General features: G+C 67.7%; 28 protein-coding genes. 13 read left to right on the top strand and 15 right to left on the bottom strand.

Going from position 1 to position 23,601, the window contains the following annotated elements; genetic code table 11:
- Nucleotides 1-1,288, bottom strand: a 1,288-nt coding sequence (locus E1261_RS25345; protein ID WP_132410632.1) for a cation:dicarboxylate symporter family transporter, incomplete at its 3' end; no start/stop codon positions are given.
- A gap of 129 nt (nucleotides 1,289-1,417) precedes the next feature.
- Here E1261_RS25345 and E1261_RS25340 point away from each other — a divergent pair.
- Together E1261_RS25340 and E1261_RS25335 are read left to right on the top strand one after the other, a co-directional pair.
- Entirely contained in the window at nucleotides 1,418-2,674 is a 1,257-nt protein-coding gene (locus tag E1261_RS25340) for a sensor histidine kinase (protein ID WP_132410630.1), read from the top strand.
- Nucleotides 2,667-3,347, top strand: coding sequence for a response regulator (locus tag E1261_RS25335; protein ID WP_132410628.1), 681 nt, complete (start codon nucleotides 2,667-2,669; stop codon nucleotides 3,345-3,347). Before E1261_RS25340 ends, E1261_RS25335 begins: the two co-directional genes overlap by 8 nt.
- A gap of 110 nt (nucleotides 3,348-3,457) precedes the next feature.
- Here E1261_RS25335 and E1261_RS25330 read toward each other — a convergent pair whose 3' ends face one another.
- Entirely contained in the window at nucleotides 3,458-3,952 is a 495-nt protein-coding gene (locus E1261_RS25330) for a heme-binding beta-barrel domain-containing protein (RefSeq protein ID WP_132410626.1), read from the bottom strand.
- Between the two features lie 166 nt (nucleotides 3,953-4,118).
- Between E1261_RS25330 and E1261_RS25325 the strand changes: the two genes are divergently transcribed.
- The gene (locus E1261_RS25325) at nucleotides 4,119-4,481 is read left to right on the top strand and encodes a DsrE family protein (RefSeq protein WP_132410624.1); all 363 of its coding nucleotides are present in this window, start codon (nucleotides 4,119-4,121) and stop codon (nucleotides 4,479-4,481) included.
- On the opposite strand, the gene E1261_RS25320 is transcribed toward E1261_RS25325, so the two are convergent.
- The gene (locus tag E1261_RS25320; protein WP_132410622.1) at nucleotides 4,482-5,993 is read right to left on the bottom strand and encodes a hypothetical protein; all 1,512 of its coding nucleotides are present in this window, start codon (nucleotides 5,991-5,993) and stop codon (nucleotides 4,482-4,484) included.
- Nucleotides 5,993-6,550, bottom strand: coding sequence for a hypothetical protein (locus E1261_RS25315; RefSeq protein ID WP_238176416.1), 558 nt, complete (start codon nucleotides 6,548-6,550; stop codon nucleotides 5,993-5,995). The genes E1261_RS25320 and E1261_RS25315 overlap by 1 nt, the downstream gene beginning before the upstream one ends.
- Nucleotides 6,551-6,725: 175 nt before the next feature.
- On the opposite strand from E1261_RS25315, the gene E1261_RS25310 reads away from it, so the two are divergent.
- Together E1261_RS25310 and E1261_RS25305 are read left to right on the top strand one after the other, a co-directional pair.
- Complete coding sequence (locus E1261_RS25310; RefSeq protein WP_132410620.1) at nucleotides 6,726-7,856, top strand: molybdopterin-dependent oxidoreductase; 1,131 nt, start codon at nucleotides 6,726-6,728, stop codon at nucleotides 7,854-7,856.
- Entirely contained in the window at nucleotides 7,853-8,308 is a 456-nt protein-coding gene (locus E1261_RS25305) for a hypothetical protein (RefSeq protein ID WP_132410618.1), read from the top strand. Before E1261_RS25310 ends, E1261_RS25305 begins: the two co-directional genes overlap by 4 nt.
- On the opposite strand, the gene E1261_RS25300 is transcribed toward E1261_RS25305, so the two are convergent.
- Nucleotides 8,245-9,075: a beta-keto acid cleavage family enzyme gene (locus E1261_RS25300; RefSeq protein ID WP_132410616.1), complete on the bottom strand. Its 831-nt coding sequence runs from the start codon at nucleotides 9,073-9,075 to the stop codon at nucleotides 8,245-8,247. The genes E1261_RS25305 and E1261_RS25300 overlap by 64 nt on opposite strands.
- A 95-nt stretch (nucleotides 9,076-9,170) precedes the next feature.
- Here E1261_RS25300 and dtd point away from each other — a divergent pair, with 95 nt between their 5' ends.
- Nucleotides 9,171-9,596 (top strand): D-aminoacyl-tRNA deacylase, encoded by a 426-nt coding sequence (gene dtd, locus E1261_RS25295; protein ID WP_132410614.1) that lies wholly within the window; start codon nucleotides 9,171-9,173, stop codon nucleotides 9,594-9,596.
- A 1-nt stretch (nucleotide 9,597) separates the two neighbouring features.
- A complete protein-coding gene (locus tag E1261_RS25290; protein WP_132410612.1) occupies nucleotides 9,598-10,503 on the top strand; it encodes a GIY-YIG nuclease family protein in 906 nt (301 codons plus the stop codon).
- A gap of 85 nt (nucleotides 10,504-10,588) precedes the next feature.
- Here E1261_RS25290 and E1261_RS25285 read toward each other — a convergent pair whose 3' ends face one another.
- From E1261_RS25285 to arfB, 7 genes are all read right to left on the bottom strand, one after another.
- Nucleotides 10,589-11,815: a choice-of-anchor P family protein gene (locus tag E1261_RS25285; protein WP_132410610.1), complete on the bottom strand. Its 1,227-nt coding sequence runs from the start codon at nucleotides 11,813-11,815 to the stop codon at nucleotides 10,589-10,591.
- A 304-nt stretch (nucleotides 11,816-12,119) separates the two neighbouring features.
- Nucleotides 12,120-12,416, bottom strand: coding sequence for a DUF1416 domain-containing protein (locus E1261_RS25280; protein ID WP_132410608.1), 297 nt, complete (start codon nucleotides 12,414-12,416; stop codon nucleotides 12,120-12,122).
- Nucleotide 12,417: 1 nt separating this feature from the next.
- The gene (locus E1261_RS25275; RefSeq protein WP_132410606.1) at nucleotides 12,418-13,266 is read right to left on the bottom strand and encodes a sulfurtransferase; all 849 of its coding nucleotides are present in this window, start codon (nucleotides 13,264-13,266) and stop codon (nucleotides 12,418-12,420) included.
- Between the two features lie 14 nt (nucleotides 13,267-13,280).
- A complete protein-coding gene (locus tag E1261_RS25270; RefSeq protein WP_132410604.1) occupies nucleotides 13,281-13,736 on the bottom strand; it encodes a DUF4395 domain-containing protein in 456 nt (151 codons plus the stop codon).
- A gap of 273 nt (nucleotides 13,737-14,009) precedes the next feature.
- Nucleotides 14,010-14,984, bottom strand: a complete 975-nt coding sequence (locus tag E1261_RS25265) for an RDD family protein (RefSeq protein ID WP_165952650.1) — start codon at nucleotides 14,982-14,984, stop codon at nucleotides 14,010-14,012.
- A gap of 41 nt (nucleotides 14,985-15,025) precedes the next feature.
- Nucleotides 15,026-15,454 carry a TlpA family protein disulfide reductase gene (locus E1261_RS25260; RefSeq protein ID WP_132410602.1) on the bottom strand — a complete coding sequence of 143 codons (429 nt, stop codon included), beginning with the start codon at nucleotides 15,452-15,454 and terminating at the stop codon, nucleotides 15,026-15,028.
- Nucleotides 15,455-15,516: 62 nt separating this feature from the next.
- The gene (gene arfB / locus E1261_RS25255; RefSeq protein WP_132410600.1) at nucleotides 15,517-15,945 is read right to left on the bottom strand and encodes an alternative ribosome rescue aminoacyl-tRNA hydrolase ArfB; all 429 of its coding nucleotides are present in this window, start codon (nucleotides 15,943-15,945) and stop codon (nucleotides 15,517-15,519) included.
- Between the two features lie 46 nt (nucleotides 15,946-15,991).
- Here arfB and E1261_RS25250 point away from each other — a divergent pair, with 46 nt between their 5' ends.
- Genes E1261_RS25250 through E1261_RS25240 form a run of 3 tightly spaced genes read left to right on the top strand, consistent with a single transcriptional unit; the run spans nucleotide 15,992 to nucleotide 17,807 of the window.
- Nucleotides 15,992-16,633, top strand: a complete 642-nt coding sequence (locus E1261_RS25250; RefSeq protein ID WP_238176415.1) for a hypothetical protein — start codon at nucleotides 15,992-15,994, stop codon at nucleotides 16,631-16,633.
- A complete protein-coding gene (locus E1261_RS25245; protein WP_132410598.1) occupies nucleotides 16,630-17,199 on the top strand; it encodes a DUF4352 domain-containing protein in 570 nt (189 codons plus the stop codon). Before E1261_RS25250 ends, E1261_RS25245 begins: the two co-directional genes overlap by 4 nt.
- Entirely contained in the window at nucleotides 17,196-17,807 is a 612-nt protein-coding gene (locus E1261_RS25240; protein ID WP_132410596.1) for a hypothetical protein, read from the top strand. Before E1261_RS25245 ends, E1261_RS25240 begins: the two co-directional genes overlap by 4 nt.
- On the opposite strand, the gene E1261_RS25235 is transcribed toward E1261_RS25240, so the two are convergent.
- Together E1261_RS25235 and E1261_RS25230 are read right to left on the bottom strand one after the other, a co-directional pair.
- Entirely contained in the window at nucleotides 17,770-19,140 is a 1,371-nt protein-coding gene (locus tag E1261_RS25235) for a hypothetical protein (protein ID WP_238176417.1), read from the bottom strand. The genes E1261_RS25240 and E1261_RS25235 overlap by 38 nt on opposite strands.
- Before the next feature lie 44 nt (nucleotides 19,141-19,184).
- Nucleotides 19,185-19,898 carry a response regulator transcription factor gene (locus tag E1261_RS25230; RefSeq protein WP_132410594.1) on the bottom strand — a complete coding sequence of 238 codons (714 nt, stop codon included), beginning with the start codon at nucleotides 19,896-19,898 and terminating at the stop codon, nucleotides 19,185-19,187.
- A gap of 133 nt (nucleotides 19,899-20,031) precedes the next feature.
- Between E1261_RS25230 and E1261_RS25225 the strand changes: the two genes are divergently transcribed.
- Nucleotides 20,032-20,271, top strand: coding sequence for a MoaD/ThiS family protein (locus E1261_RS25225; protein WP_132410592.1), 240 nt, complete (start codon nucleotides 20,032-20,034; stop codon nucleotides 20,269-20,271).
- 145 nt (nucleotides 20,272-20,416) lie between these two features.
- Nucleotides 20,417-20,722, top strand: a complete 306-nt coding sequence (locus E1261_RS25220; protein ID WP_132410590.1) for a hypothetical protein — start codon at nucleotides 20,417-20,419, stop codon at nucleotides 20,720-20,722.
- A gap of 75 nt (nucleotides 20,723-20,797) precedes the next feature.
- On the opposite strand, the gene E1261_RS25215 is transcribed toward E1261_RS25220, so the two are convergent.
- On the bottom strand, nucleotides 20,798-22,555 hold the full coding sequence (locus tag E1261_RS25215) for a bifunctional metallophosphatase/5'-nucleotidase (protein ID WP_238176414.1): 1,758 nt from the start codon (nucleotides 22,553-22,555) through the stop codon (nucleotides 20,798-20,800).
- Nucleotides 22,556-22,702: 147 nt separating this feature from the next.
- Between E1261_RS25215 and mshD the strand changes: the two genes are divergently transcribed.
- On the top strand, nucleotides 22,703-23,601 hold an 899-nt coding region (gene mshD, locus E1261_RS25210; RefSeq protein ID WP_132410586.1), incomplete at its 3' end, for a mycothiol synthase.

Here is a 23,601-nt window from a genome sequence, read left to right as displayed (position 1 = left end):
CGTCGAAGGGGTCTTCGCCGGCGAAGACCTGGCGGGCCTGGGCTTTGTCGAAGTCGCCGACCCAGTGGCCGACCAGGACGGTGGCGACCGCGTTGCCCGCGAAGTTGGTGAGGGCGCGGGCCTCGGACATGAAGCGGTCGATACCGACGATCAGGCCGACACCGTCGACGAGTTCGGGGCGGTGCGACTGCAGGCCGCCGGCCAGGGTGGCCAGGCCGGCGCCGGTGACACCGGCGGCGCCCTTGGAGGCGACGATCATGAAGACCAGCAGCGAGACCTGCTGACCGAGCGAGAACGGGGTGTCCATCGCCTCGGCGATGAACAGGGACGCCATCGTCAGGTAGATCGCGGTGCCGTCCAGGTTGAACGAGTACCCGGTCGGGACGGTGATACCGACGACCGGCTTACCGACCCCCAGGTGTTCCATCTTCCCGATCAGTCGCGGCAGCGCGGTCTCCGACGACGAGCTCGACACGATCAGCAGGAACTCGCGCCCCAGGTACTTCAGCAGCTGGAAGATCGAGATCCCGGTGACGACCTTGAGAATGGTGCCCAGGACAAGGAAGACGAAGAGCGCACAGGTGATGTAGAAGGCGAGCATGATCTTCAGCAGGCTGACCAGCGCGGTCGAGCCGGCCGCACCGACGACCGCGGCGAGCGCGCCGAAGGCACCGATCGGGGCGGTCCACATGATCATCGACAGGATCTTGAAGACCAGCCGCTGGATGTGGCCGATGCCGGTCAGGATCGGAGTGCCCTTCGAACCCATCGCCTGCAGGGCGAAGCCGACGAGCAGCGCGACCAGAACGGTCTGCAGGACCTCACCTTCGGTCAGCGAGGAGAGCAGCGACTTCGGGATGATGCCGAGGATGAAGTCGGTCGTCGTCTCGTGGGCGCCACCGGCCTGCTTCTGGCCGGCCTCGCGGAGCTTGTCGGTCAGGTTCAGGCCGGAGCCCGGCTGGACGATGTTGCCGACCAGCAGTCCGATGAACAGTGCGACCGTCGACATCACCAGGAAGTAGACGAGCGCAAGGCCACCGACCTTGCCGACCGATGCCGCCTGGCGGACCGAGCCGATCCCGATGACGAGGGTGCAGAAGATGATCGGGCTGATCAGCATCTTGATCAGGTTCACGAATCCGGTGCCGAGCGGCTTCAGCTCGACCGCGAAGCTCGGGAACAGCAGGCCGACACCGATACCGAGCAGAGCGGCGACGATGACGGCGATGTAGAGGAAGTGGGTTCGATCGTTCCGGACCGGGGTCGGTCGGGGTTCGGTCGTGGCCATGCGGGACTCCTGTATCGGCCGGCGGGCAGTACTGGCAACCAAAAGCCGGGAGGGCTTGAGTAACTGTGACGTGACGCACAGGAGAAGTGCGCGTTTCGTTCATATCGTTCTCGGTGCAGACTGTCCGGTGTGAAACACCGGCCGTGGGAACTCCGTCGCCAGGTTCTCTGGCTGCAGACGGTCACGGTCCTGGTACTGATCGTGATGGTCTGGATCTCCCTGGTGGCCCGGTCCCGCGCCCAGTCCGACCGCGACGCAGCCGCCACCGGGACCACCCCGGCCGGCTTGTGGGAGCTCATCCGTCTCGATGTGCGGCCGATGCTTGGCATCGCCAGCCTGATGCTCGGTGTCGCGATCGCCGGCAACGCCCTCGTCGCCTGGCGGGTCCGCCGCGCCACCCGCGGGATCGGCACCCAGTCGCTGGCCCGGATGCTCGACTTCTACGAGGGCGTTCTGCACGCAGCTCGCGAGGGGCTGATCCTGCTCGACGCCGACGGCCGGGTTCAGCTCGCGAACGACGAGGCCCTGCAACTCCTCGGCCTGCACGAGGTCCCGCCCGGTACGCCGATCGAAGAGCTCCACCTCGGTACGCCGCTGGCCGAACTGCTCCGCGACGGGCGAACGGCGTACGACGAACTCCACCTCGGCGCGGCCGGCGTCCTGGTCGTGAACCAGCAACCCTCCCGAGCCGGCCGGATCGTCACCCTGCGGGACCACACCGAATTGCAGCGGCTACTGGGTGAGCTGGATGCGGTCCGCAGCCTGGCCGAGTCGCTGCAGGCGCAGAACCACGAGGCGTCGAACCGGCTGCACACGGTCGTCAGCCTGATCGAGATCGGCAAGCCCGAGCGGGCCAGGGAGTTCGCAGTGTCGGAGTTGCAGTTCGCTCAGGCGATGACGGATCGAGTCGTCGGCACGGTCGGTGACCCGGTGCTGGCGTCGCTGCTGCTCGCCAAGCTGGCGCAGGCCCAAGAGCGCGGTGTCACGCTCACCCTCGAGCTCGGCAACGAGCCGCTGAACACCCGGCTCCCGGCCCAGGACGTCGTCACCGTCGTCGGCAACCTCCTCGACAACGCGATCGAGGCCGCCCGTGGTGGACCGGCTCCCCGCCGCGTCGAGCTCAGAGCCGGTACGACGCCCGACGCGATCGACCTGGTGGTCACCAACACCGGTGCCGAGCTCGGTGCCACGGAGCTGGCGCACATGTTCGAGCGCGGCTGGAGTACGAAGGCCGAGCCCGGTCATGGCCTCGGACTCGTCCTCGTGCGCAGTACGGTCGAGCGCTGGCAGGGTCAGCTGATGGTCGATCCGGATTCGGAACTGGCCGACGTACCGGCTCTCACTGTGCGGGTCCGACTGCCGCGGGCGGTGAGTGCGAGTGCCTGACCTGCGGGTCCTCGTGGTCGAGGACGACCCGGTCGCGGCCGAGGCACATCGCACGTACGTCGATCGGCTGCCCGGCTTCACGTGTATCGGCATAGCCGGTACGGCGGCGCGCGCACTGCAGGTGCTCACCCGGCCGGGCGTGGACCTCGTGCTGCTGGACATGAACCTGCCGGACGGTCACGGTCTGGACGTGGTTCGCCGAATGCGGGCCCAGGGCAACCAAACAGATGTGGTCGCGGTGACGTCGGCCCGTGAGGTCGCGGCGGTCCAGGCGGCGGCGCGGATCGGCGTCGTGCAATACGTGCTGAAACCCTTTGCCTACGAGACTTTGCGCGACCGACTCACGGCCTACGCCCGCCAGCGCCGCGCCGCCGAGTCCGGTCAGGTGGTCGCCGACCAGGACGAGGTCGACCGTTTGTTGCACCCGGCAAGGACCACGTCCTCGGTTCCGAAAGGTCTGGCCGGCTCGGTCCTCGACCGGGTCGTCCAACTGCTCGGCAACCGAGAAGGCTGGACCGCCGAAGAGGTCGCCACCTCGATCGGCACCTCCCGCATCACCGCCCGCCGCTACCTCGAACACCTGGCCGACCAAGGCCAGGCCCTCCGCACCCAACGCTACGACGGCCGCTCCGGCCGCCCCAAAGTCGAATACTCCTGGGTAGCCGAAAGCTAACGTCCGAAGGATCGGAGGGCCCGCCTCCGGACGTTCGGACGTTAGCTGGGATCACGAAATAACGTCCGAAAGATCGGAGGGCGGGCCTCCGGGTGTTCGGACGTTATGAATCAGGCGCGGATTAGGGTGGCCCAGAGGTGGGGTTGGAGGGGCTGGCCCTCGGCGGCCATGTCGTAGGCCCACATGAGTTCGCCTTTGACGAGGCCGTAGAGGCGGTGGCCGGCGGTGACTTCCTTGGCGGTTTGGGTGCGGGCGACTACGTCGGTGCGCATTTCCACCTTGGCGCCGTCGATCTCGCCGTACCAGATCTCGGCGAAGCCGGTCGGGTGCGCGAGGATCACCTCGAGCTTGTTGTCCGGCTTCGGCCGCCAGAATCCGGTCTCGAGGGCCAGCGGACGCTCCCGCTTGCCGTCCTCGCCGACCACGAAGGTCTGGCTGACATAGTGCAGGAACGGCTTGCCGTTGTGGCTGAAGTCGATCTGCTGCCCGAACTCGAACTTCTCGATGGTCGGGTAGTCACCGTGCCCGCGGCCCTCCCAGCGACCGAGCAGCCAGGCCAGCGGCATCAGGTCGGGGTGCAGGTTCTGCGGGATCTCGAACGCCATCGGGGTCGCTCAGCTCGCCTGCCGGCCGCGGAACAGCCGATAGACGACGTATGCCGAGAACCAGCCCATGAAGATCGTGACCAGGACCAGCAGCGTGGTGAAGATGACGTGCAGCACAGTGGTCAGTCTAGAGGATCGTTCCCGGGCCTTCGGCTACCGTGGCGTGATGTCCCGCACGCTGGTGATCAAACTGACCGCAGGCGCCGACGAGGCCGAGCGCGCCAACCAGGCCTTCACGGTCGCCGCCACCGCGGTCGCCGCCGGAGCCGAGGTGTCGCTCTGGCTGACCGGTGAGGCCGTCTGGTTCGCCGTCCCCGGGCGAGCCGAGACCTTCGAACTCCCGTACGCCGCTCCACTCGCGGATCTGCTCGCGGCCGTGTTGGAAGGCGGTCAGCTCACGGCCTGCACGCAGTGCGTGAAGCGCCGCGAGCTGACCGAGGCCGATCTGCTCCCCGGTACGCGGATCGCCGGAGCGCCCGCATTCACCGAGGAGATCCTGGCGGACAACGCCCAGGCCATCGTCTACTAGCTAGCCCTTCTTCAGTTCGTGGCCGCTTTGTTCGCGACCGCCGCGCTGGGTGGTCTTCGCGTGCACCTGGCCTGCGGTCTGGCCGCCGCGGGCGCCGTCCAGCGCCTCCCCGTTCGGGCGGCTGCCGACAGCACCACTCGGGCTCGACGTACCGGCGCTGTACTTCTCCTGGGCCTGGCGGATCTCGTCCGGTGACATGCCGGGGCGGTTCGACCCGTCCTGGGGGTTGGCGCCCTGCTGGTTCTCCCGGTCGAGCCGGTCCCGCTCCAGCACCTGATCGACTGCCTGCACGCGCCCGTCGGGCTGCTCGGCCTGCTCAGCCGCCTGGTTCGCGACCTGATGGTCACCGCCGGTCGCGAAGCCCTCCCCCGTGCCGACGTCAGCCTGCTCGCGGTCGTCCTCCTGCTGCCGCTCGGTCTCCTGCTCGCGGCGGCTCTCGGGCCCGTCGCCGTCCACGCCGTCCTGCTCAGCCTGCTGCTGCCGCTCCTCCTGAGCCTGCGGCGCGCGCTCCTCCTGCTCGCGAACCTGCTCCTGAGTCTGCTCCTGCGGATCCTGAGCCTGGTCAGGCTGATCCTGCTCCTGCTGCTGAGCTTGCTCCTGCGAAACCCGTTCCTGCTGAACCTGCTCCTGCCGGGTCTCCGTCTGCTCCTGCTCCGGAGCCTCCTGAGGCTGGTTCTGCTGGGCCTCGTTCACCTGCTCGGCCACGTCGCGGGGCGGCAGCTCACCGCGCTGCTCCGCCTCGGTACGCATCTGGTCCATCACCTCGCGGTTGCCGAGACCGTCCCAGTTCTCCATCTGCTCGGCCTGCTGCTGCGCGATCTCCTGGCGCTGCGCCTCCATCGACTCCCGCGACTGCTCGCGATCAGCCTCGTAGTCGGCGCGCATCTGCTCAGCGGTCTGGTCGAAGTCGTCATCAAGCGCGGGCGCAGCCGCAGCTCCCGCGGCAGCACCGACCGGCAGCTGGGGGTTCGGCGTACCGGTTTCGCGCTTCTCCTCCTCCTGGCGCTTGCGCTCCTCTTCCTCGCGCTTGCGCTTCTCCTCCTCCTCGCGGCGGCGCTCTTCCTCTTCGCGCTCGCGCTGCTCCTGCTCATCGCGTTCGCGGTCGTCCTGCTGCTCCTGGTCGTCCCGCTCGTCGACGTCGTCGGTGACCTCGTCGCGCTCGTCACGGTCGTCGACCGAGGTGTCGTCAACCCCGTCCCGATTCAGATCCTGGTTCGCCTCGAGCTCCTGCTGCCGGTCGTCGAGCTGGCGGCGCAGATCGGCCTCGCGCTCCCGCAGCACCTGCAACTGCTGCTCGATCCGCGCGTACTGATCCTGCGGCGGCCGGTCGTTCATCGCCCGGTCGATGTCCGGGTTGTGGGTCCGGATGTTCCGGATCTCCTCGATCAGCGGCCGCGGCATCTGCGCCTGCCGATTCCGCTCGAGCTGCTGCCGGTACCTGTCCAGGCCGCGGACCAGCTTCCTGATCTGCTTGAACAGGATCTCCAGCATCTCTTCGGCTTCATCAGCCATCAGGCGACCTCGCTCGCATAGACGGAGTACCCGAACCCGGCCTGCGGGGTGTCCACAGTCGGCTGCGTGGCATAAAGGTGGAACTCGGCGCCCGGGCGCAGCCAGACGGCCAGGTGCCGCCGCCGGTCCCGCCACTCCGGGGGAACCCGCGGATCCGACCCAGGACCGACGTACACCGGGGGTCCCCAGTGCCGGCGGCCGCGCTCGATCTCGTCCGGCCAGTGCTCGTCGAGGCCCTCCTCGGCGGCGGCGAGCTCACCAGGAGCGATCTCGTACGCCGACCACCCGCTCCGCGGGCTCTCCGGCAGCACGGCGTCGGGCAGCAACAGCATCACCGTCTCGCGCGGAGTGACCAGACCCCAGGTGAAGCGCTCGGGGTCGATGTTCCCCGGCGCCCAGGGCCGCCAGCCGGTGGCAGCAGTGATTCGCAGGACGCGCTCCCGGATCGCCTCCGGGCCGGCCCCGGGCGGTCCCCAGACCGAGGTCCAGTCGGACACCTCGGCCAGGTCCGCCATCGCCCGCTCGTCGTCCTCGAACGACCGCTGCTGCGTCTTCACCTGCTGCTCACTCCCTCCGCTGATCCTGCCCAGCCTATGCCTTCCGCAGGCCGAGCACCCTTCGATAGACGTGCCGAAAGCGGCAACGGATCCCGTTCGCGAGCAGACTGTGCCGTTCGCAATCAGTAAGGGCTCACGCCCGTTCGACATCGACGATCTGCGGTGTAGTTGAGTCATGAAGCTTCCGGCCCCTCCGACGGAGGACTCGTTCCGCTCGCCGCTGCATCATCCCCGGGTGGCGACGGTGATCGGGCGCTGGCTGGCCGCGGCGGTGGTGATCTGCTTCCTGACCGGCCTGTTCAGCCATTTCGTCCAGGAAACGTCCGCCTGGCTGCACATTCCCACTCGACCGGCCTCGCTCTACCGGGTGACCCAGGGGCTACACGTACTGAGCGGAACGATCGCCGTACCGTTGCTGCTGGCAAAGCTCTGGACCGTCTACCCCAAGCTCTTCGCCAAGCCCGAGCTCAAGACGCTGCTGGAGCGCGGATCGATCCTCGTCCTCGTCGCGGCGATGGCGCTGGAACTGTTCATCGGCTACCTGAACACCCTGCAGTGGTATCCGTGGCCGTTCCCCTTCAAGCAGACGCACTACGCCCTGGCCTGGATCATCGTCGGCGCACTCCTGGTGCACATCGCCGTCAAACTTCCGCTGATCCGTAGCCACTGGCGCCGTACGACGGACGCCGTACCCGAATCCTTGCCGCCAGCAACCACCGGGCTGACTCGCCGCGGCCTGTTCCGCACGGTCGCCGGCGCCGCCTCGCTGGTCGGTATCAGCACGATCGGTCAGTCCGTCCCGGTCTTCGGCCCGGTCGCCGTCCTCGCGCCCCGCAAGCCGAACGTCGGCCCACAAGGTCTACCCGTCAACCGCACCGCCCATGACGCGGGCGTCTTCAGGATCGCGGCCGATTGGCGTTTCACGATCAGTGGCCCACAGCAACTATCGCTCTCCTTGACCGAGCTGCAGGGCCTTCCGCAGAGTCGCTCCGACCTGCCGATCGCTTGCGTCGAGGGGTGGAGCCAGGGCGCCCACTGGGAAGGCATCCGGATCCGCGATCTCCTCCATCTCTGTGGCGCCCCGGCATCCTCGCGAGTCCGCGTCGTCTCGATGGAGAAGGGCGGTTTCTACGCGACGACAGAGCTACCACCCGAGTACGCCGCCGATCCCCTCACCCTCCTCGCTCTGCGACTGAACGGCGGTGAGCTCGCTCTCGACCACGGCTTCCCGGCCCGGATCATCGCCCCCAACCGTCCCGGCGTCCTGCAGACCAAATGGGTGCACCGGCTGGAGGTTCTGTCATGAAGACCCGGGTCGCCCTGATCGCATTCGGTATCGGCTTCGGCCTCTGGGGTGTCTGGCTGATGCTCCAGTCGCTCGAACCGTCACAGCTGATCCGCTTGCCGCTCTGGCTGGGTGGCGTCGTGATCGCCGACGACTTCGTCCTCGTCCCGCTCACCGTGGCGGTCGGCTGGCTCGTCACCCGCTGGTCGATCGGCCCCGACCATCACCGCACGGTCGGCGCAGTCCGCACCACCTTGCTGTACGTCGGAATCACCACCCTGATCGCGATTCCGCTACTGCTCCGCCAGGGCAAGGGTGCGAACCCGACAGTCCTACCGCGCAACTACCTCCGCGACTGGTTATTGCTGGAGGCAACAATCATCGGGGTCGGTCTGGTGGTGTTCGTGATTCAGCGATCACGCTTGACGTTGAGGAGGTCCCGCGCCTCGTCCGGTGACATCGGCGGCCGCTGAGCCATCGTCGCCAGCGCGGCAGCACGCTCGACCAGCTCGGCGTTGTGGTTCACCGGCAACCCCTTCGCCAGCGTCAGAGTGTCCTCCATGCCGACCCGAAGGTGGCCACCCTTCGACAACGCGGCCAGCGCGACGGTGATCGACGTACGGCCGATGCCGGTCGCGGACCAGGACGTCACCGCGGGCGGCAGCGCGTTGACCGCGGCCACCAGGGCCTCCGCCGTACCGGGCATGCCGCCGGGGACACCCATCACCAGGTCGCAGTGGACGCGACCGCCGTACGGGAGGCCGAACTTGTCCAGCAACCGGTGCAGCGCCGCGACGTGGCCGAGGTCGAACAGCTCGAACTCCGGGACGATCTCGCGCTCCTGGCTGAGCTGGTAGAGCTCGGTCACGAACGGCCACGGGTTCATGAAGACGTCGTCGCCGAAGTTGACCGTGCCCATCGTCAGCGAGCAGGAGTCCGGCTCGGCGTCGAGCACCCGCAGCCGGTGGTCGTACGGATCGGTGACCGCGCCGCCACTGGACAGCTGCACGATCAGACCCGTGCTCGCGCGCACCGCGGCCACCGCCTCGGTCAGCCGGCCGAGGTCGAGCGTCGGGCGGTGCTCACCGTCGCGGATGTGCAGGTGGATCATCGCGGCCCCAGCCGCCTCACACCGCTTCGCCGTCTCAACCAGCTCGTCGAGGGTCGTGGGCAGCGCCGGACAGTCCGCCTTCGCCGTCTCGGCGCCGGTGGGGGCAACAGTGATCAGAGTCGAGGCCATGGAGCAAATACTGCCAGATCCCCGATCATCGCGAGAAGATCACCGGCCATATCCAGCATTCACAGGATATCTTCCGGCACGGCAAGATTGTCTCTATGAGAGCAGTGGTACAGCGAGTGAGTCAGGCATCCGTGACGGTCGACGGCGTGGTGGTCGGGGCGATCGAGGGACCGGGCCTGCTGGTTCTGCTCGGGGTGACCCATGACGACACGGCCGCGGCGGCGAAGGCACTGGCGGCCAAGATCTGGACGCTGCGCATCCTGCACGATGAGCGCTCGGCCTCCGACGAGCAGGCGCCGATCCTCGCGATCAGCCAGTTCACCCTGTACGCCGACACCCGCAAGGGCCGCCGCCCGTCCTGGAACGCGGCCGCCCCCGGCCCCGTCTCCGAACCCCTGTACGACGCCTTCTGCGCAGCGCTGGAGGAGTTGGGTGCCAAGGTGGAACGGGGCAGGTTCGGCGCGCACATGGACGTGAGCCTGGTCAACGATGGCCCGGTCACCCTGATTCTCGACGCCTGACATGACTGACCTGACCGTGGGCGGCGCCCGTCTGGTCGCCCGCCGGCTGCCACAGGCACCCGGCGTCTACCGCTTCCGGGACGACAACGGCCGGATCCTCTATATCGGCCGCGCGGTCAACCTGCGCCGCCGTGTGCTGTCGTACTGGACGCATCTTGGCGACCGCCCGCGGCTGGCCCGGATGGTGAACCGGATCGCCCGCGTCGAGGGCGTGCAGTGCGACTCCGAACACGAGGCCGCCTGGCTGGAACGCAACCTGCTCGAGCACACCAAGCCCCGCTGGAACCGAACCGAGGGCGGCCAGGAGGTGATCGGCTACATCCGCTTCGACTCGGACGGCCCGCGGTTCACCCACGAACTCGGTTCGTCCACCAAGCACTTCGGCCCGTACCTGGGCGGCCTGCGGATCCGGCAGGCGATCTCGGCCCTGCAACGCGTGTTCCCGTTGCAGTACACGACCGAGGCGACCGGATCGGTGCGTGAGTTCGCCAAACTCTTCGGTGTCGGGCCGGATGACCGCGAATCGCTCACGCAGGCCGCGTACGCCGTACTGGATCGTGAACCTGCTGCGGTCGAAGCGGTCCGGGCAGAGCTGGTACGGCGACGTGATCAGGCGGCCGGTGCGTTGCGCTTCGAGTTCGCGGGGAAGCTGCAGGACGAACTGGCGGCGTTCGAGTGGATCGTGGCGGAGCAGAAGGTGTCACTGCTGGCGGCCGACGATGCGGACGTCTTCGGTTGGGCCGACGGAATCATGGTCAGCTTCGGTCTGCGCGACGGACGGGTGCGAACGTGGACGCAGCACGCGATGACTGAGCGGACGGCGCGGGCGCGGGTAGCGGCGACTCCGGCGAGCTGGCAGTTGTTTGCCCAGCGCAACGCTGAGCTAGCAGCTCGCTTGCTGGCATAAAGAAAACCACCTCGGAACCCGAAGGGACCCGAGGTGGTTCTCAAGATTCTGAGACGGTGAGGTTCGACTCAGACAGGTGGCTCGTTCAGCCGATGACGCCCGCGGCGGAGTGGCCGACGACAACCTTGGTGTCCAGGCTGTAGACGTCGATCACCAGCGCGTTCACTGCGATGTACCGCTGCTGCTTGACGACCTGGTTGAAGGTCAGCTTGGCGATGCCGGGGATGTCCAGCGTGGAGTTCACGCCGGTCTTCACCGGGTAGGTCTTGCCGTTGACGGTGATCGAGGCGATGCTCGACGTCGACGTGACGCCGTACTTGCCGTCCTTGCTCTTCCAGGCCGATGCCGACGAGTTGATGGCACCGATCGACAGCTTGCCGACCTTCACACCCGCGACGTGCGAGGTGAAGTTGACGGCGGCCTTGTCGGCGTTCTGGAAGCCGTTCTTCGTGGTGTAAGCAGCACCGACGTAGGCGACCTTCGGAATGACGACCTCGCCCACCGAGGCGCGGATCGTCTTGCCCTCGGTGCCCTTGCAGGTCGCCTGGTACGACGTCGGGCCGGAAACGACCAGCTTGCCGACGTTCGCCTTGGTCACGTAGGCGTCACCGATGACGACACCGACGGCCGGCTTGGCGATCTCCGCACGCGTCTTCAGGATCGCGACGTCGACACCCTCCGGGATGTACTTGTTCTTCACGTTCGCGTGGACCACGACGGCCTGCGCGTACGAGTAGATGCCGCTCTCGCTCTTCACGCCACCGACGCGGTTCAGCACGATGTAACCGAGGCCCGGAACGGCGACCTTGGTGTTCCACTTCGGCTTGAGCAGCGACGGCACCGAGACGGCGCCGATCTTCACGCCGGCGTACGTCGTGCCGCCGGTGTAGGACAGCTTGCCGTTCTTGTACACCGCCGTGGTGGTGGTCTTCACACCGGTCAGGTGCAGCAGATTGCCGATCTTGATGTCGACAGCAGATGCATTGCTGGTGACGCCGTTGCCGTTCTTGTTGTTGAAGGCGTGGGTGTCGGTCCGCACGGTGCGCGCGATGGCCTGCTTGTTGACGTTCGCCGCGGCGACGTCGTTCGACATCTTGGCCGACGAGTTCGTGGTGCAGCTGATGGTGCTCACGGTCTGCGGGCCGCTGTTGACGACACCTCCCGTGGCCTCAACGCCGATGCCGTAGCCGCTGTAGCCGAAGACCGGCGACGCGGACGCCGAGCCCGAAGTCAGCGCGATCGTAGAAGCAACGCCGACGACCGCCGCTACACCGACGGCGGCGAGCTTCTTGTATCCGATGCGGGGTCCCATGACCCCTCCTCCCTGAGTGATGACATGACCCGTAGCGCGGGCCAGGACACAGAGCACAACTCAGGCGGTAGCGGTAGGTAACGAGCCCGATGCGCTCCGAGACCAAACCGTTACCTTGCAGTTCAATCACCGAGATCCGGACCGGCTACCCATAACCCCGGGCGAATGACCCCGGAAGCCCTTGTGCACAACAGTTTCCGGGCATACCAAAGGGCCCGGACGCGCAAGGTCCGGGCCCTTCGGGAACTGCCTCAGGGTGGGCTGCCGTCCCGTGACGGCGGCACCATCTGTAACGAGCGAAAGCTCAGACGGTAACGGCCACTTCCGCGACCGCGCCGTACTGGGCCACTACCTGGCGGTCGACCGGGTCGGCCTTCGGCGCCAGCGTGCGCAGGGTCCACTCGCCCGGCTTGGCGAAGAACCGGAAGTGCCCAGTCGCCGACGTCGGCACCTCGGCCGTGAACTCACCAGTTGCGTCCAGCAACCGCACGTACGCGCCGCCGACCGGCTCGTCACCGCGCAGCACCTGGCCCTGGATCACGGCTTCCTTGTCCACATCGACGCCCTTGAGATCGAGGCCGCCCTTCTTGGCTCCGCACATGTCAGGCCTCCCCGGGCTCGTCGCCGAGCGCGACCGGTACGCCGACCAGCGAACCCCACTCGGTCCACGACCCGTCGTAGTTCTTGACGTTCTCCTGACCGAGCAGCTCGTGCAGCACGAACCAGGTGTGCGCCGAGCGCTCGCCGATCCGGCAGTACGCGATGGTGTCCTTGCCGAAGTCGACCCCGGCGTCGGCGTACAGGGTCTTCAGCTCGTCGTCGGAGCGGAAGGTGCCGTCGTCGTTGGCCGCCTTGCTCCACGGGATGCTGGCCGCGGTCGGGATGTGACCCGCGCGCTGCGCCTGCTCCTGCGGAAGGTGGGCCGGGGCGAGCAGGCGACCGGCGTACTCGTCGGGGCTGCGGACGTCGACCAGGTTCTTGACGCCGATGGCCTCTTCGACCTCACCGCGGAAGGCGCGGATGTTCAGGTCCGGTGCCTTCGCGACGTACTCGGTGGCCTCGCGCTTGACGGCCTCGTCGGTCAGCTCGCGGCTGTCCAGCTCCCAGCGCTTGCGGCCGCCGTCGAGCAGACGGACGTCACCGTGGCCGTAGAGCTTGAAGTACCAGAAGGCGTAGGCGGCGAACCAGTTGTTGTTACCGCCGTACAGCACCACGGTGTCGTCGTTCTTTACGCCGCGACCGGACAGCAGTTCCTGGAACTGCTGCTGGTTGACGAAGTCCCGGCGGACCGGGTCCTGCAGGTCGTCCTTCCAGTCCAGCTTGATCGCACCGGCGATGTGGCCGGCGTCGTACGCCGAGACGTCCTCGTCGACCTCGATCAGGACGACGTTGGCATCGTTCTTGTGCTCTTCGACCCAGTCGGCCGAGACGAGCGCAGTTTCCCTGCTCATGTGTGCTGCCTCTCTTAATTGGTAGCGGTGCTTGGCGTACGAATGCGTTGGATCAGCAGAAAGGCCTCGCAGCCGAGGCAGAGCCCCACGGCCGCGTTCACGAACGCGGCGACGAGGGCGAATCCGGTGGCGACCACTCCGAGCACGACTGCGCCGCTCAGGTAACCGATCAGGCCGACGATCGCGAAGATCAGCCCGACCAGCTGGGCGAACCGCGGCGGCGCCGCGTCCTCCAGCTCCTTCGGCGGTCCGAGGCGCGGGCGCACCACGCGCTTGAAGAACTGGCCGTACGGCGATGCCTGGACGCCGAAGGCGGTCCCGATCGCGAACACCAGTGTCTGGACCGCCAGGATCCACGGGTTACCGAGGATCAGTGTCAACGCCAGCAGAACCGCGGTCACACCGGCTGCGAACCGGAGCCCCCGCGGGTCGACCTGGGGAGGAGTGTGGTTGGCCGTCTGTTCGGACATGACGACTCCTGGAGGAGGAGTGGTTCGAGCCGGACCCGCCCGTACCTGCGGGAGACGACGTACGTGGAACCGCGCTCAGCGATCAGCTCCACAGCGCTCGGGACGCCGCCTGGTCAGCGGCCACGACACAGCGACGAGCGCATGCGGCAGTTGTCCACTGCGCGGCGCTTGGTCAGCAAGGTCGTGTACTCCACGCTCCGAGAGTACGGAACGTGGAGCGGAAGGTTCGCAGTTGTCCCATTAACTGAGACAATTGATCATATTCTGGACCTGCTAGCTGCGGACGACGTTCGTCTCGGCGAGCTTGTCGTGCAGCGCTTGCTTCTTGTCGTCCCACAGCGGCCACAGGTAGTTGAGCAGGGCGACCAGGCTGAGCAGGGTGCCGACCAGCGGGACCAGGCCGAGTACGCCGATGGCGGCGGCGAATCCGGCCCGCTTGGCGATCGCCACGTTGCTCGGCAGCCCCGGGCGCTCCCGCATCCGCACGGCGATACTCAGCGCCATCTTGCCCGGCGTCGCGCCCTTCTTGGTCAGGAAGAAGAACTCGTAGGCGAACGCGACCGCGGCGCTGATCAGCGTGATCGGGATCATCCACTTGTAGACCTCGGGTGGCAGCGCCGAGGTCGAGCTCGGCGGCGGCGCACCGGCGGCCGCCGCGTCGAACACAGTCTGGAAGTAGTCCCCCAGCCACTGGATGTACTGCCAGACGAAATAGCCCGTGAACGGCAGGGCGATGATGCCGGCCAGGATGTTGTCGATGATGCGCGCAGCGACGCGCCGCCACCAGCCCGACAGCGGCTGACCGTCCGGGGTCGCGAACCGGTTCTGACCGGGGTACCCGTAGCCGCCCTGCTGCTGCGGATAGGCCGGGTAACCCTGCTGCCCGAACTGGGCCGGCTGACCGTGCTGGCTCGGCTGACCGTACTGAGGCTGGCCGTACTGCGGCTGCCCGTACTGAGGTTGCTGAGTCTGCGGCTGTTGCGGCTGCTGCGGGCCCGGCTGGCCGTAGACCGGCCGGTCCTGCGCAGGCTTCTGCGGCTGGCCACCGCCGAACACCTGGCCGTGCTGCACCGGCTGGCCGTACTGCGGCTGGCCCTGCGCGGGCTGGCCATACTGACCCTGGTACGGCGACGCCTGCTGTGCCGGCTGCTCGCGCGGACGACGCTCGTCGGTCCACGCAGTCCCGTTCCAGTAGCGCTGCTGTGTCGGGTGCTGAGGGTCGTCGTACCAACCGGCTGGGAAGTCCACTGGCACAGCATGCCGGTCAGGCGGGGTCGAGCGCCATCCCGTCAGCTCGGCTGGTGGTCAATCGCAGTGGCCAGCGCTGCGATCACATCCGGCTTGCGCGGGGCACCGCTGGCGCGTTTGACGACCGCTCCGGTGCTGTCGAGCACGAGCGTGGTCGGCGTCCGCAGGATGTCGAGCTTCCGGACCAGGTCCAGGTGCGACTCCGCGTCGAGCTCCACGTGCCGGACGCCGTCGACCATGCCCTCGACCTCGGCCAGCGTCCGCCGCGTCACCCGGCAGGGGGCGCAGAAGGCGGATGAGAACTGCAGCAACGTGGCCCGCTCACCCAGCTCGACACCGACGTCGGCTGCACTGACGCGCTCCACGTCACTCGCTTTCTGCCGGAATCGGCCGTCGATCCAGGTTTTGAGCACACTGAGCAGCACTCCGGCGACGAGCGCGCCGGCCAGTACCCACAGTCCTAGGCTCACAACAAACCAGAGTACGTCGGTGGTTTTTGGGGTCCAGGTGTTGTTTCACACCTTGGACACACTCAGTCGTCGGGGCGGGATCGGAGCCGCTTGGTCTGGCCGCGGCGCTTCTTGTCGTCGAGCCGGCGCCGGACCGCGCCCTTGCTGGGCTTGGTCGCCCGCCGCGGCCGGGGCGGCGGGGCGATCGCCTCCCGCAGCAACGCCACCAGCCGAGTCCGCGCCGCCTCCCGGTTCCGCCACTGCGACTTGTACTCCGAGGCCGCGATCGTCAGCACACCGTCCACCAGGCGGGATTCCAGCCGCTCCAGCGCGCGAGTCTTCAGTACGCCGGGCAGAGCCGTCGTACCGGCCAGGTCGAAGCTCAGCTCGACGCGGCTGTCGGTGGTGTTCACCGACTGCCCGCCCGGCCCACTGGACCGGGAGAAGCGCCAACTCAGCTCCCCCTCAGGGACCACCAGCCCCGGTCGCACGATCAGCCCCGTCTCCTCCATAGGGCCATTACACCGTGTTGCCCCTGCCGCTCGTTACCCTTTTCCCGTGCAAACGGGGAGGCCAGCGCAAGGGCCGGTGGAAGAGCAGGAGCCTGAAGAGCTTCCGGAACTGGCGAACCTGAAGGTCCGCGGGCGATCGGTAAAGACTTGGGTGATCGGCGCGAGCGCCGTCGTACTGGCGGTTTCGGCCGCTTTCGGCGGTCTGAACAAGGCTGCCGCGGAGACGCCGCCGCTGACCGCGGGGAAGGCGGTGGACGCCGGGCAGTTCGCGGTGACCGTCGACCGGGTGGTCACGGTCAAGCACCTGAAGCCGCTGTTCCAGCCCGAGCCCGGGGGCGCGCTGATCGCGATCGTGGCCAAGGTCAAGGTCACCGACGACCTCGGGACCAGGCCGCCGTCGGACCTGTTCCGGCTGATCGGCGTCCCGGGGATCAAGGACACCGAGGCGCCGATGGGCACCACCACCATCGACGACGAGACGATGAACCCGGTGCTCACGCCGGACGTCGAGCAGCAGGTGGCCTTCGTCTGGAAGCTGCCGAAGCTCTCCGAGCTGCCGACCGAGGTCAAGGTCAGCGTGCAGGGCTACAAGCACTACGACGAGTCGCTGCTGGACCACCACGAGAAGTGGCTGCCCGACGCGCTCGCCGGCGCGGGCACGATCAAGGTGAAGGACAACACGAAGTGACCGGCCGCAAGCTCCTCAACGGCGCTCTGACGCTGGTCGTCCTGGTTGCGATCATCGGGCTCTACCGGGTGACCCCGACCCAGAAGGACATCCAGGACCCGACCCCGGTGAACGGCATCGTCGGCCGCTCGGTCGACGCCGGCCGCTTCAAGCTCACGGTCGACGCGGTGCGGGTCGGCAAGACGCTGAAGATCCCGCGCAGTTCGCCGGACCGCAAGACCCAGACCAGCTTCGTCGTGGTGGACGCGACGATCACCGCGACCCGGGAGCCGATCCACCTGAACTGGGTGCGGATCCGCAGCGCCGACGGGGTCAGCTACCTCGGCGCCAACCGCAGCGGTCTGGACCGGGTGGACCTGACCAGCTTCCAGTTCGCGCCCGGGATCCCGGCGCGCGGCTCGTTCGTGGTCGAGATGCCGGCCGACAAGTTGCCCGGAGCAACCTTGCAGGTGATGGAGAAGTCGATCATGAACGACCTCGAGCCCCAGGTGAACGTGCCGCTCGACGTGAAGTCGTCCCCCGAGGTCAGCCCGGTGGTCACCTTCAACCGCGTGAGCACGTCGTGACCGGGGCACGCCGGGCCCGCCGGGGCTGGTTCAGCAAGAACGTCGCCGCCCTGACCTCGCTGGTCGTCACCGTCCCGCTGGCCGGCTGGTGGACGACACGATCGGACTACAAGTCCTGGTACGACGGCGAGCCGCGGGACGCGGTAGTCGTGGCCGATGGCGGGACGTCGTACCAGGGAGCCACTTGGTACGCCGCGAGCATCGAGGAGAACCCGGAGCCCAAGCGGGCCGGGGCTCCGGATCCGCTGCCGGCGGACACGACCCGGATCCGCGTGTACTTCCGGCTTCAGGTCGACGACGTGAAGACACTCGACGAGCCCGGACTCGGCGGTTGCCGGCCGCACCTGCGCGCTCCGGACGGGCGGATCTGGGACGAGGACATCCTCGCCGACGACTACCAGGATCGGCCGAACAGCTGCACCGGCGGGTACGACGACGGGCCGCAGAGCTGGCGTGGTGCCAACGCTGAGCACTACGTGAAGCCGGCCGCCGGGAAGCCGTACGAGATCGCGGCGGTCTTCGTCGTACCGAAGTCTGTCGCGGCCAGCGTTCAGCCGACGATCACGTGGGCTACGAAACTCCCTGAGTATCTGGCATTCCCGAGGTAGCGGCGGTCAGGTCGGCGACGCCGCCCTGCTCGCTGTCGTCCTGCTCGACGACGGGGCGCGTGCCGCGGGTCAGGTAGCCGGCCAAGCCGCCGATCATCCGGTCGTAGGCGGCCGCGAGGAGTGCGACCTGGAGCATGATCTTCAGCCCGTCGGTGATCAGGTTGAGCGGCTCGTCGATCACCAGCCAGAACTGCAGCGTGTGCGGGCCGAGGACCCACATCTTCAGCGCGATCCACACCCCGCTGGCGAGGAAGGTGACGACCGCCCAGGCGAGGAAGTAGCCCAGCATCGGGCGCAGGCCGGAGCGGAGCACCAGCCGGAACGCGTCCGCCACCGGCGTCCAGCGATCCTTCCAGTCCGCGACGACGGAGTTGCCGGCTGCCTGCACGAAGCGCGGCGTCTGCTGCCAGCGGTTCGTCAGCCGGTCGAAGCGCCAGCGTGGCTGCTGCTGCGCCTTGTGCACGGCCCGGCCGTAGATCACCGCGGTCATGGTGATCCACATCAGCGGGAGCACCGCAGCACTCCAGAGGTCACCGATGCCGGCGGCGATGAAGCCGGTGACGGCGTCCCAGATCTCGCGGACCTGGCTCACCCCGAGCACCTTGTCGAGCAGCCAGACGTAGGCATCGTGCAGCCACTGCCAGATCTGGCGCTCCTGCAGCCACTGCTTCGGCGACGGGACGTACGACGAGGCCTGGTAGATGACCACGAAGATCCAGAGCGCTTCGAGGTACGTGACGAACAGCTTGCGGACCGGGCCTTCATCCTCCCGCTTCCACTTCTTGAACCCGAAGCGGAGCAGGTACGCGACGGCGCCGAGGCCGATGAACAGCCAGGTCGACAACGACTGCAGCCCCTGCGACGGCTCAGCGACCGTCCCGCCGCCGAGCACCGTGGCCGCAGTCTCGTTCACCTTGTGAACAGCCAGTTGGTACTCGTAGTCGAGCGCCTCGGCCTGCAGGAACTTGTACGCCGCGTAGAACGCCAGGAACGGCAGCAGCGCCGCGGCCAGTGCATCGACCGGGCGGCTCTCCTTCCCCGGCTCGACACCGTCGGGAGCCAGCATGCCCTCGGCAACGGCCCGCCGGTGGAACGGCAGCTCACCGCGTAGGACGAGGAACATCGCGACGTACATGGCCAGCGAGACCACGACGATCAGCGCCAGGACGGCTAGACCGGCCGCCTCCGCGGCAGCACCCGCTTGGACGGCCACCCACTGCAGCCCGCGATGGGCGAGCTGGGCGATGAGAAACACCGCCAGCAACCTCGGCCACGCCTTACCGAACAAGACCCCCGCGCGGCCCACCGTGGTGAGCAACGACCCCGACTCCATCGCCACGCGCAGAATCTACCTGCCCGTGGGGGCTTCGTGCTCTCTTAGGCGGGAACCTCAGCCGTTTCGCGCTGGCTGGTGGTCGGTGGGACCACGAAGCGGTAGCCGACGTTGCGCACAGTGCCGATCAGCTGCTCGTGCTCCGGGCCGAGCTTCGCCCGCAGCCGCCGGACGTGGACGTCGACCGTCCGCGTGCCGCCGAAGTAGTCGTAGCCCCAGACCTCCTGGAGGAGCTGCTCCCGGGTGAACACCCGCCCGGGGTGCTGCGCCAGGAACTTGAACAGCTCGAACTCCTTGTACGTGAGGTCGAGCGCCCGCCCGTTCAGCTTGGCGGTGTAGGACGCCTCGTCGATCACCACGTCACCCGTGCGGATCAGGCTGGTGTCCGGGTCCTCGTTGCGGGTCGCGGCGAGCCGGCCGATCACCAGGCGCAGCCGGGCCTCGATCTCCGCTGGACCAGCGGTGTCGAGCAGCACGTCGTCGGCGCCCCAGTCCGCATTCACTGCGGTCAGGCCGCCTTCGGTGACGACCAGAATCAGCGGTACGTCGATTCCCGTCGTACGGATCAGGCGGGAGACGCCGCGCACGGCGACCAGGTCCCGCCGGGCGTCCAGCAGGACGGCATCCGCATCCGGGGCGTCCACCAGAGCGGCCACCTCGGCGGGCAGGATCCGGATCTGGTGCGGCAACAACGCGAGCGACGGCAGCACCTCGGTCGAGGCCTGCAGTGCGTTCGTCAGCAGAAGCAACGTGCTCACGTTGTCCCCCTGTTCCTGTCGTAGTGCACGTCGAGCCCCAGCGGCGTCATTGCCGGGGGCCCGAGACACTGGATAGCAACAGCAAGCTGACATAATAGCGGAAGACTTAACCGATTAGTGAGGTCGCCTCCAGATGCCGGAAGTCACCATCAGGTACTTCGCCGCCGCCCGCAGCGCGGCTGGCCAGTCCACCGCGACCGCCGAGGCCGCTTCGCTCGGCGATTTGATCAGCACGGTGTCTTCCGATCGCCCCGAGCTTGCGCGGGTCCTGTCGCTCTGCACTTTCCTGCTGAACGGTGAGCGCGCGACGGCCGGCACGCTGCTGCCTGCGGGGGCTCAGATCGACGCACTGCCACCCTTTGCCGGCGGCTGAGTTACGGGCTGTGATCTAGACCGATGATGTGACGCCAGAACTGTTGTGTGACTGGTGAGGCTGTTGTGCGTTTGGCCTTTTACGACTGTCAAGGATCCTGCTACCTTGCGTATTCCGTCGTTCCACGGAAGGTCACCGATCCACGATGGCGCACGTTGCTCCGACCTCGCATCGCCGCGCGACCCGCGCTTCGCACCGCGGTCACCGGACCGCTGACGGACCGATCCGCCGGTCCACCTGGCTGGGCCTGACGTTGGCGATGATGCTCGGCCTGGTGCTCAGCAGCCGCGAGCACGTCGGCATCCACGCGGGCGGGATCACCCTGCTGGTGATGCTGGTCCCGCTCACGCTGGCGGTCTTCGGTGCCGCCCTGCGGCGCGGCTTCGGTGGACTCTCCGCGATCACCACCGCCGGCGCATTGACCTTGGTGGTGCTCAAGTTCCTCCCGTGAGTGCGCCTTCCTCTGTGAGCGCGCCTTCCTCCGCGAGTGCGCCGCGCTGAGGCGACGCACTCGCCGGAGTCAGGGTCAGGAACCGATCGAGATCCGGTCGGTCGCACCCGGGGTGTACGGGTCGTGCTCGGTCAGGTACTTCGCGAAGGCGTCGATGTCGAGCCCACCGAAGAACTTGTTCGTCGCCGCCGCGAACGCCGGGAACCCGTCGCCACCGTCGGACAGGAAGTTGTTCGTGACGATCCGGTACGACGTCCCGTCCACGAGCGGCTGCCCGGCGATCTTCACCGAGCCCGGGACGATCTTCGAACCCGCCGCGGCGGCCGGGTTCCACGTGTAGGTGATGCCGGCCACCTGGAGCACCTTGTACTTGCCGGCCTCCGGACCGTTCACGCCGGAGAACTGCTGCTCGAGCAGGGCCTTGATCTGCGTCCCGGTCATGTCCATCGAGACCAGGAAGTTGTTGAACGGCTGCACGGTGAAGGCCTGCCCGAAGGTGACCTCACCCGCGTTCGACGCCAGGTCGGCCCGGATACCGCCCGGGTTCATGAACGCGGCCACCGGCACCTTGCCACCGGTCACGGTCGACGGATCGGCCAGCTGCCCGTCCGCGATCAGGTTGCCCAGCGGGGATTCGAGCGAATCGTCCGGTGTCCGGGAGACCGTCGTACCGGAGAGGTGGCCGATCACCTTGTTCGAGATCGGGGCCACCAGCGTCTGGTACTTGCCGATCAGCTCGCTGGTCCGGCGGTCGGCCGGCACGTCGCGGGTGACGATCTGGTTGTTGGCCAGCGTGTTCAGCCGGTCGACGTCACCGGTGGCGTTGCTGATACTCAGCCGCACCTCGGTGACGAGGCGGCCGAACGACGAACCGCTGGTGACGAGCCGCGGCTGACCGGCGCTGTCCGGCAGGCTGCAGTTGTAGCCCTGGTGGGTGTGCCCCGAGATGATCGTGTCGATCTCCGGGTCGAGACCCTTGTTGATGTCGACGATCGGGCCGGAGATCCCCGGGCAGCTGTTGTACGCCTTCGGGTCGGCCGGGAAGCCACCCTCGTGCAGCAGCAGGACGATCGACTCGACACCCTTCTTCTTCAGCTCCGGGACCAGCGCGTTCGCGGTCTCGATCTCGTCGGTGAAGGTGAGCCCCTCGACACCGGCCTTGGTGACGATGTTCGGCGTGTTCTCCAGGGTCATCCCGATGAAGCCGACCTTGCGGCCGTCGTCGAACGTCTTGATCGTGTACGGCTTGAACAGCGTCCGCTTCGTGTTCTCGAAGAAGACGTTGGCCGACAGGTACTTGAACTTGGCGCCCTGGAACGGGCGCTTCGGGTCCGGGCAGGAGTTCTGGTTGTTCTGCCCGTCACCGTCCGGCAGGCAGCCACCGGTCTGCATCCGGAGCAGCTCGTGCCAGCCCTCGTCGAACTCGTGGTTGCCGACCGAGGCGGCCTCCAGGCCCATCCCGTTCAGCGCCTCGACGGTCGGCTCGTCGTGGAACGCGGCCGACAGCAGCGGCGACGCCCCGATCAGGTCACCCGCGGCGACCGTCACCGAGTCCTGCCCCTTCGCCTCGGCCGCCTCCCGCATCTGCTTCAGGTGCGTGGCGAGGAAGGCCGCCCCACCGGCCGGAACCCCGTTGATGTTGCCGCTCGAGCCACTCGGCGCTTCCAGGTTGCCGTGGAAGTCGTTGATGGCGAGCAACTGGATCTGCGTGTGCGTCGGCTTCGGTTTCGCCGGCGCTGCCTGGGTCACGGTTCCCCCCGTGGCCAAGCCGAGCACCGCGGCCGTGCCGACGGCGATCAGGCCCGCGGCCCGCCGTCGGTTCAGCCACTTCATGTCTCGTCCTGTCAAGGCCATGTCTACTCCGTCGTCGTTGCGATCACCGCGCGGGAATTGCCACTCGGTCCCGAGAAATTACCCGACGCGCGGCGACCCTTCCAAGGACTTGAGCAAGAACTCCTCAGGACCTTTTACGGTATTCCCGTGACACTCGAAGCAGTTCCCTCACCGTTGCCCCCGGCCACCGCCGCCGCCGTCACGGAGCTCGCTCGCACGGCCGCACACAGCGACGGCGTGAACCCGCTCGACGAACGCACCCTCCTGCACCTCGACGGCGAGCACCCGGGTGACCTACACGTCCTCGCCTACGACGGCGAACCCGGCACCCTCGAACCCACCGGCCTCCAGTCCGCCCGCAACCTGATCGGCTACGCCGCCCTCACCCCCGAAGGCTCCGCCGAACTCGTCGTCACCCCGGACCACCGCCGCCAAGGCACCGGTACGGCGCTCCTGCGCATCCTGCTCGACCACGCCGGCCCCCGCCTCGCCGTCTGGGCCCACGGCCGCCTCCCCGGCGCCGACGAACTGGCCGCCCACCTCGGGCTCGAGGTATCCCGTGAGCTCTACTTCCTCCGCCGTACCCGAGCCGACCTCCCCGAACCGACCTGGCCCGAAGGCTTCACCGTCCGCCCCTTCGTCCCCGGCCAGGACGACGCCGCCTGGCTCGAAGTCAACAGCCAAGCCTTCGCCACCCACCCCGAACAAGGCGCCTGGACCCAGTCCGACCTCAACGACCGCCTCAACCAGCCCTGGTTCGACCCTTCAGGTTTCTTCCTCGCCATAGATGCCGAAGGCAACCTGGCCGGCTACCACTGGACCAAGGTCGAAGACAACACCGGCGAGGTCTACGTAGTAGGCGTCTCCCCCACCCACCAAGGCGCCGGCCTGGGCAAAGCCCTAACCCTCCAAGGCCTGACCTACCTCCAAAACACCCGAGCCCTCGACACCATCACCCTCTACGTAGACGGCACCAACACCCCAGCCCGCCACCTCTACCAAACCCTCGGCTTCACCACAGCCGCCCAACACGTCCAATACACCCC

Origin of the sequence: Kribbella albertanoniae (assembly GCF_004348455.1) — a bacterium.
GTDB classification, from domain to species: Bacteria; Actinomycetota; Actinomycetes; order Propionibacteriales; family Kribbellaceae; genus Kribbella; species Kribbella albertanoniae.
This window is presented reverse-complemented; position numbering and strand designations above follow the sequence as displayed.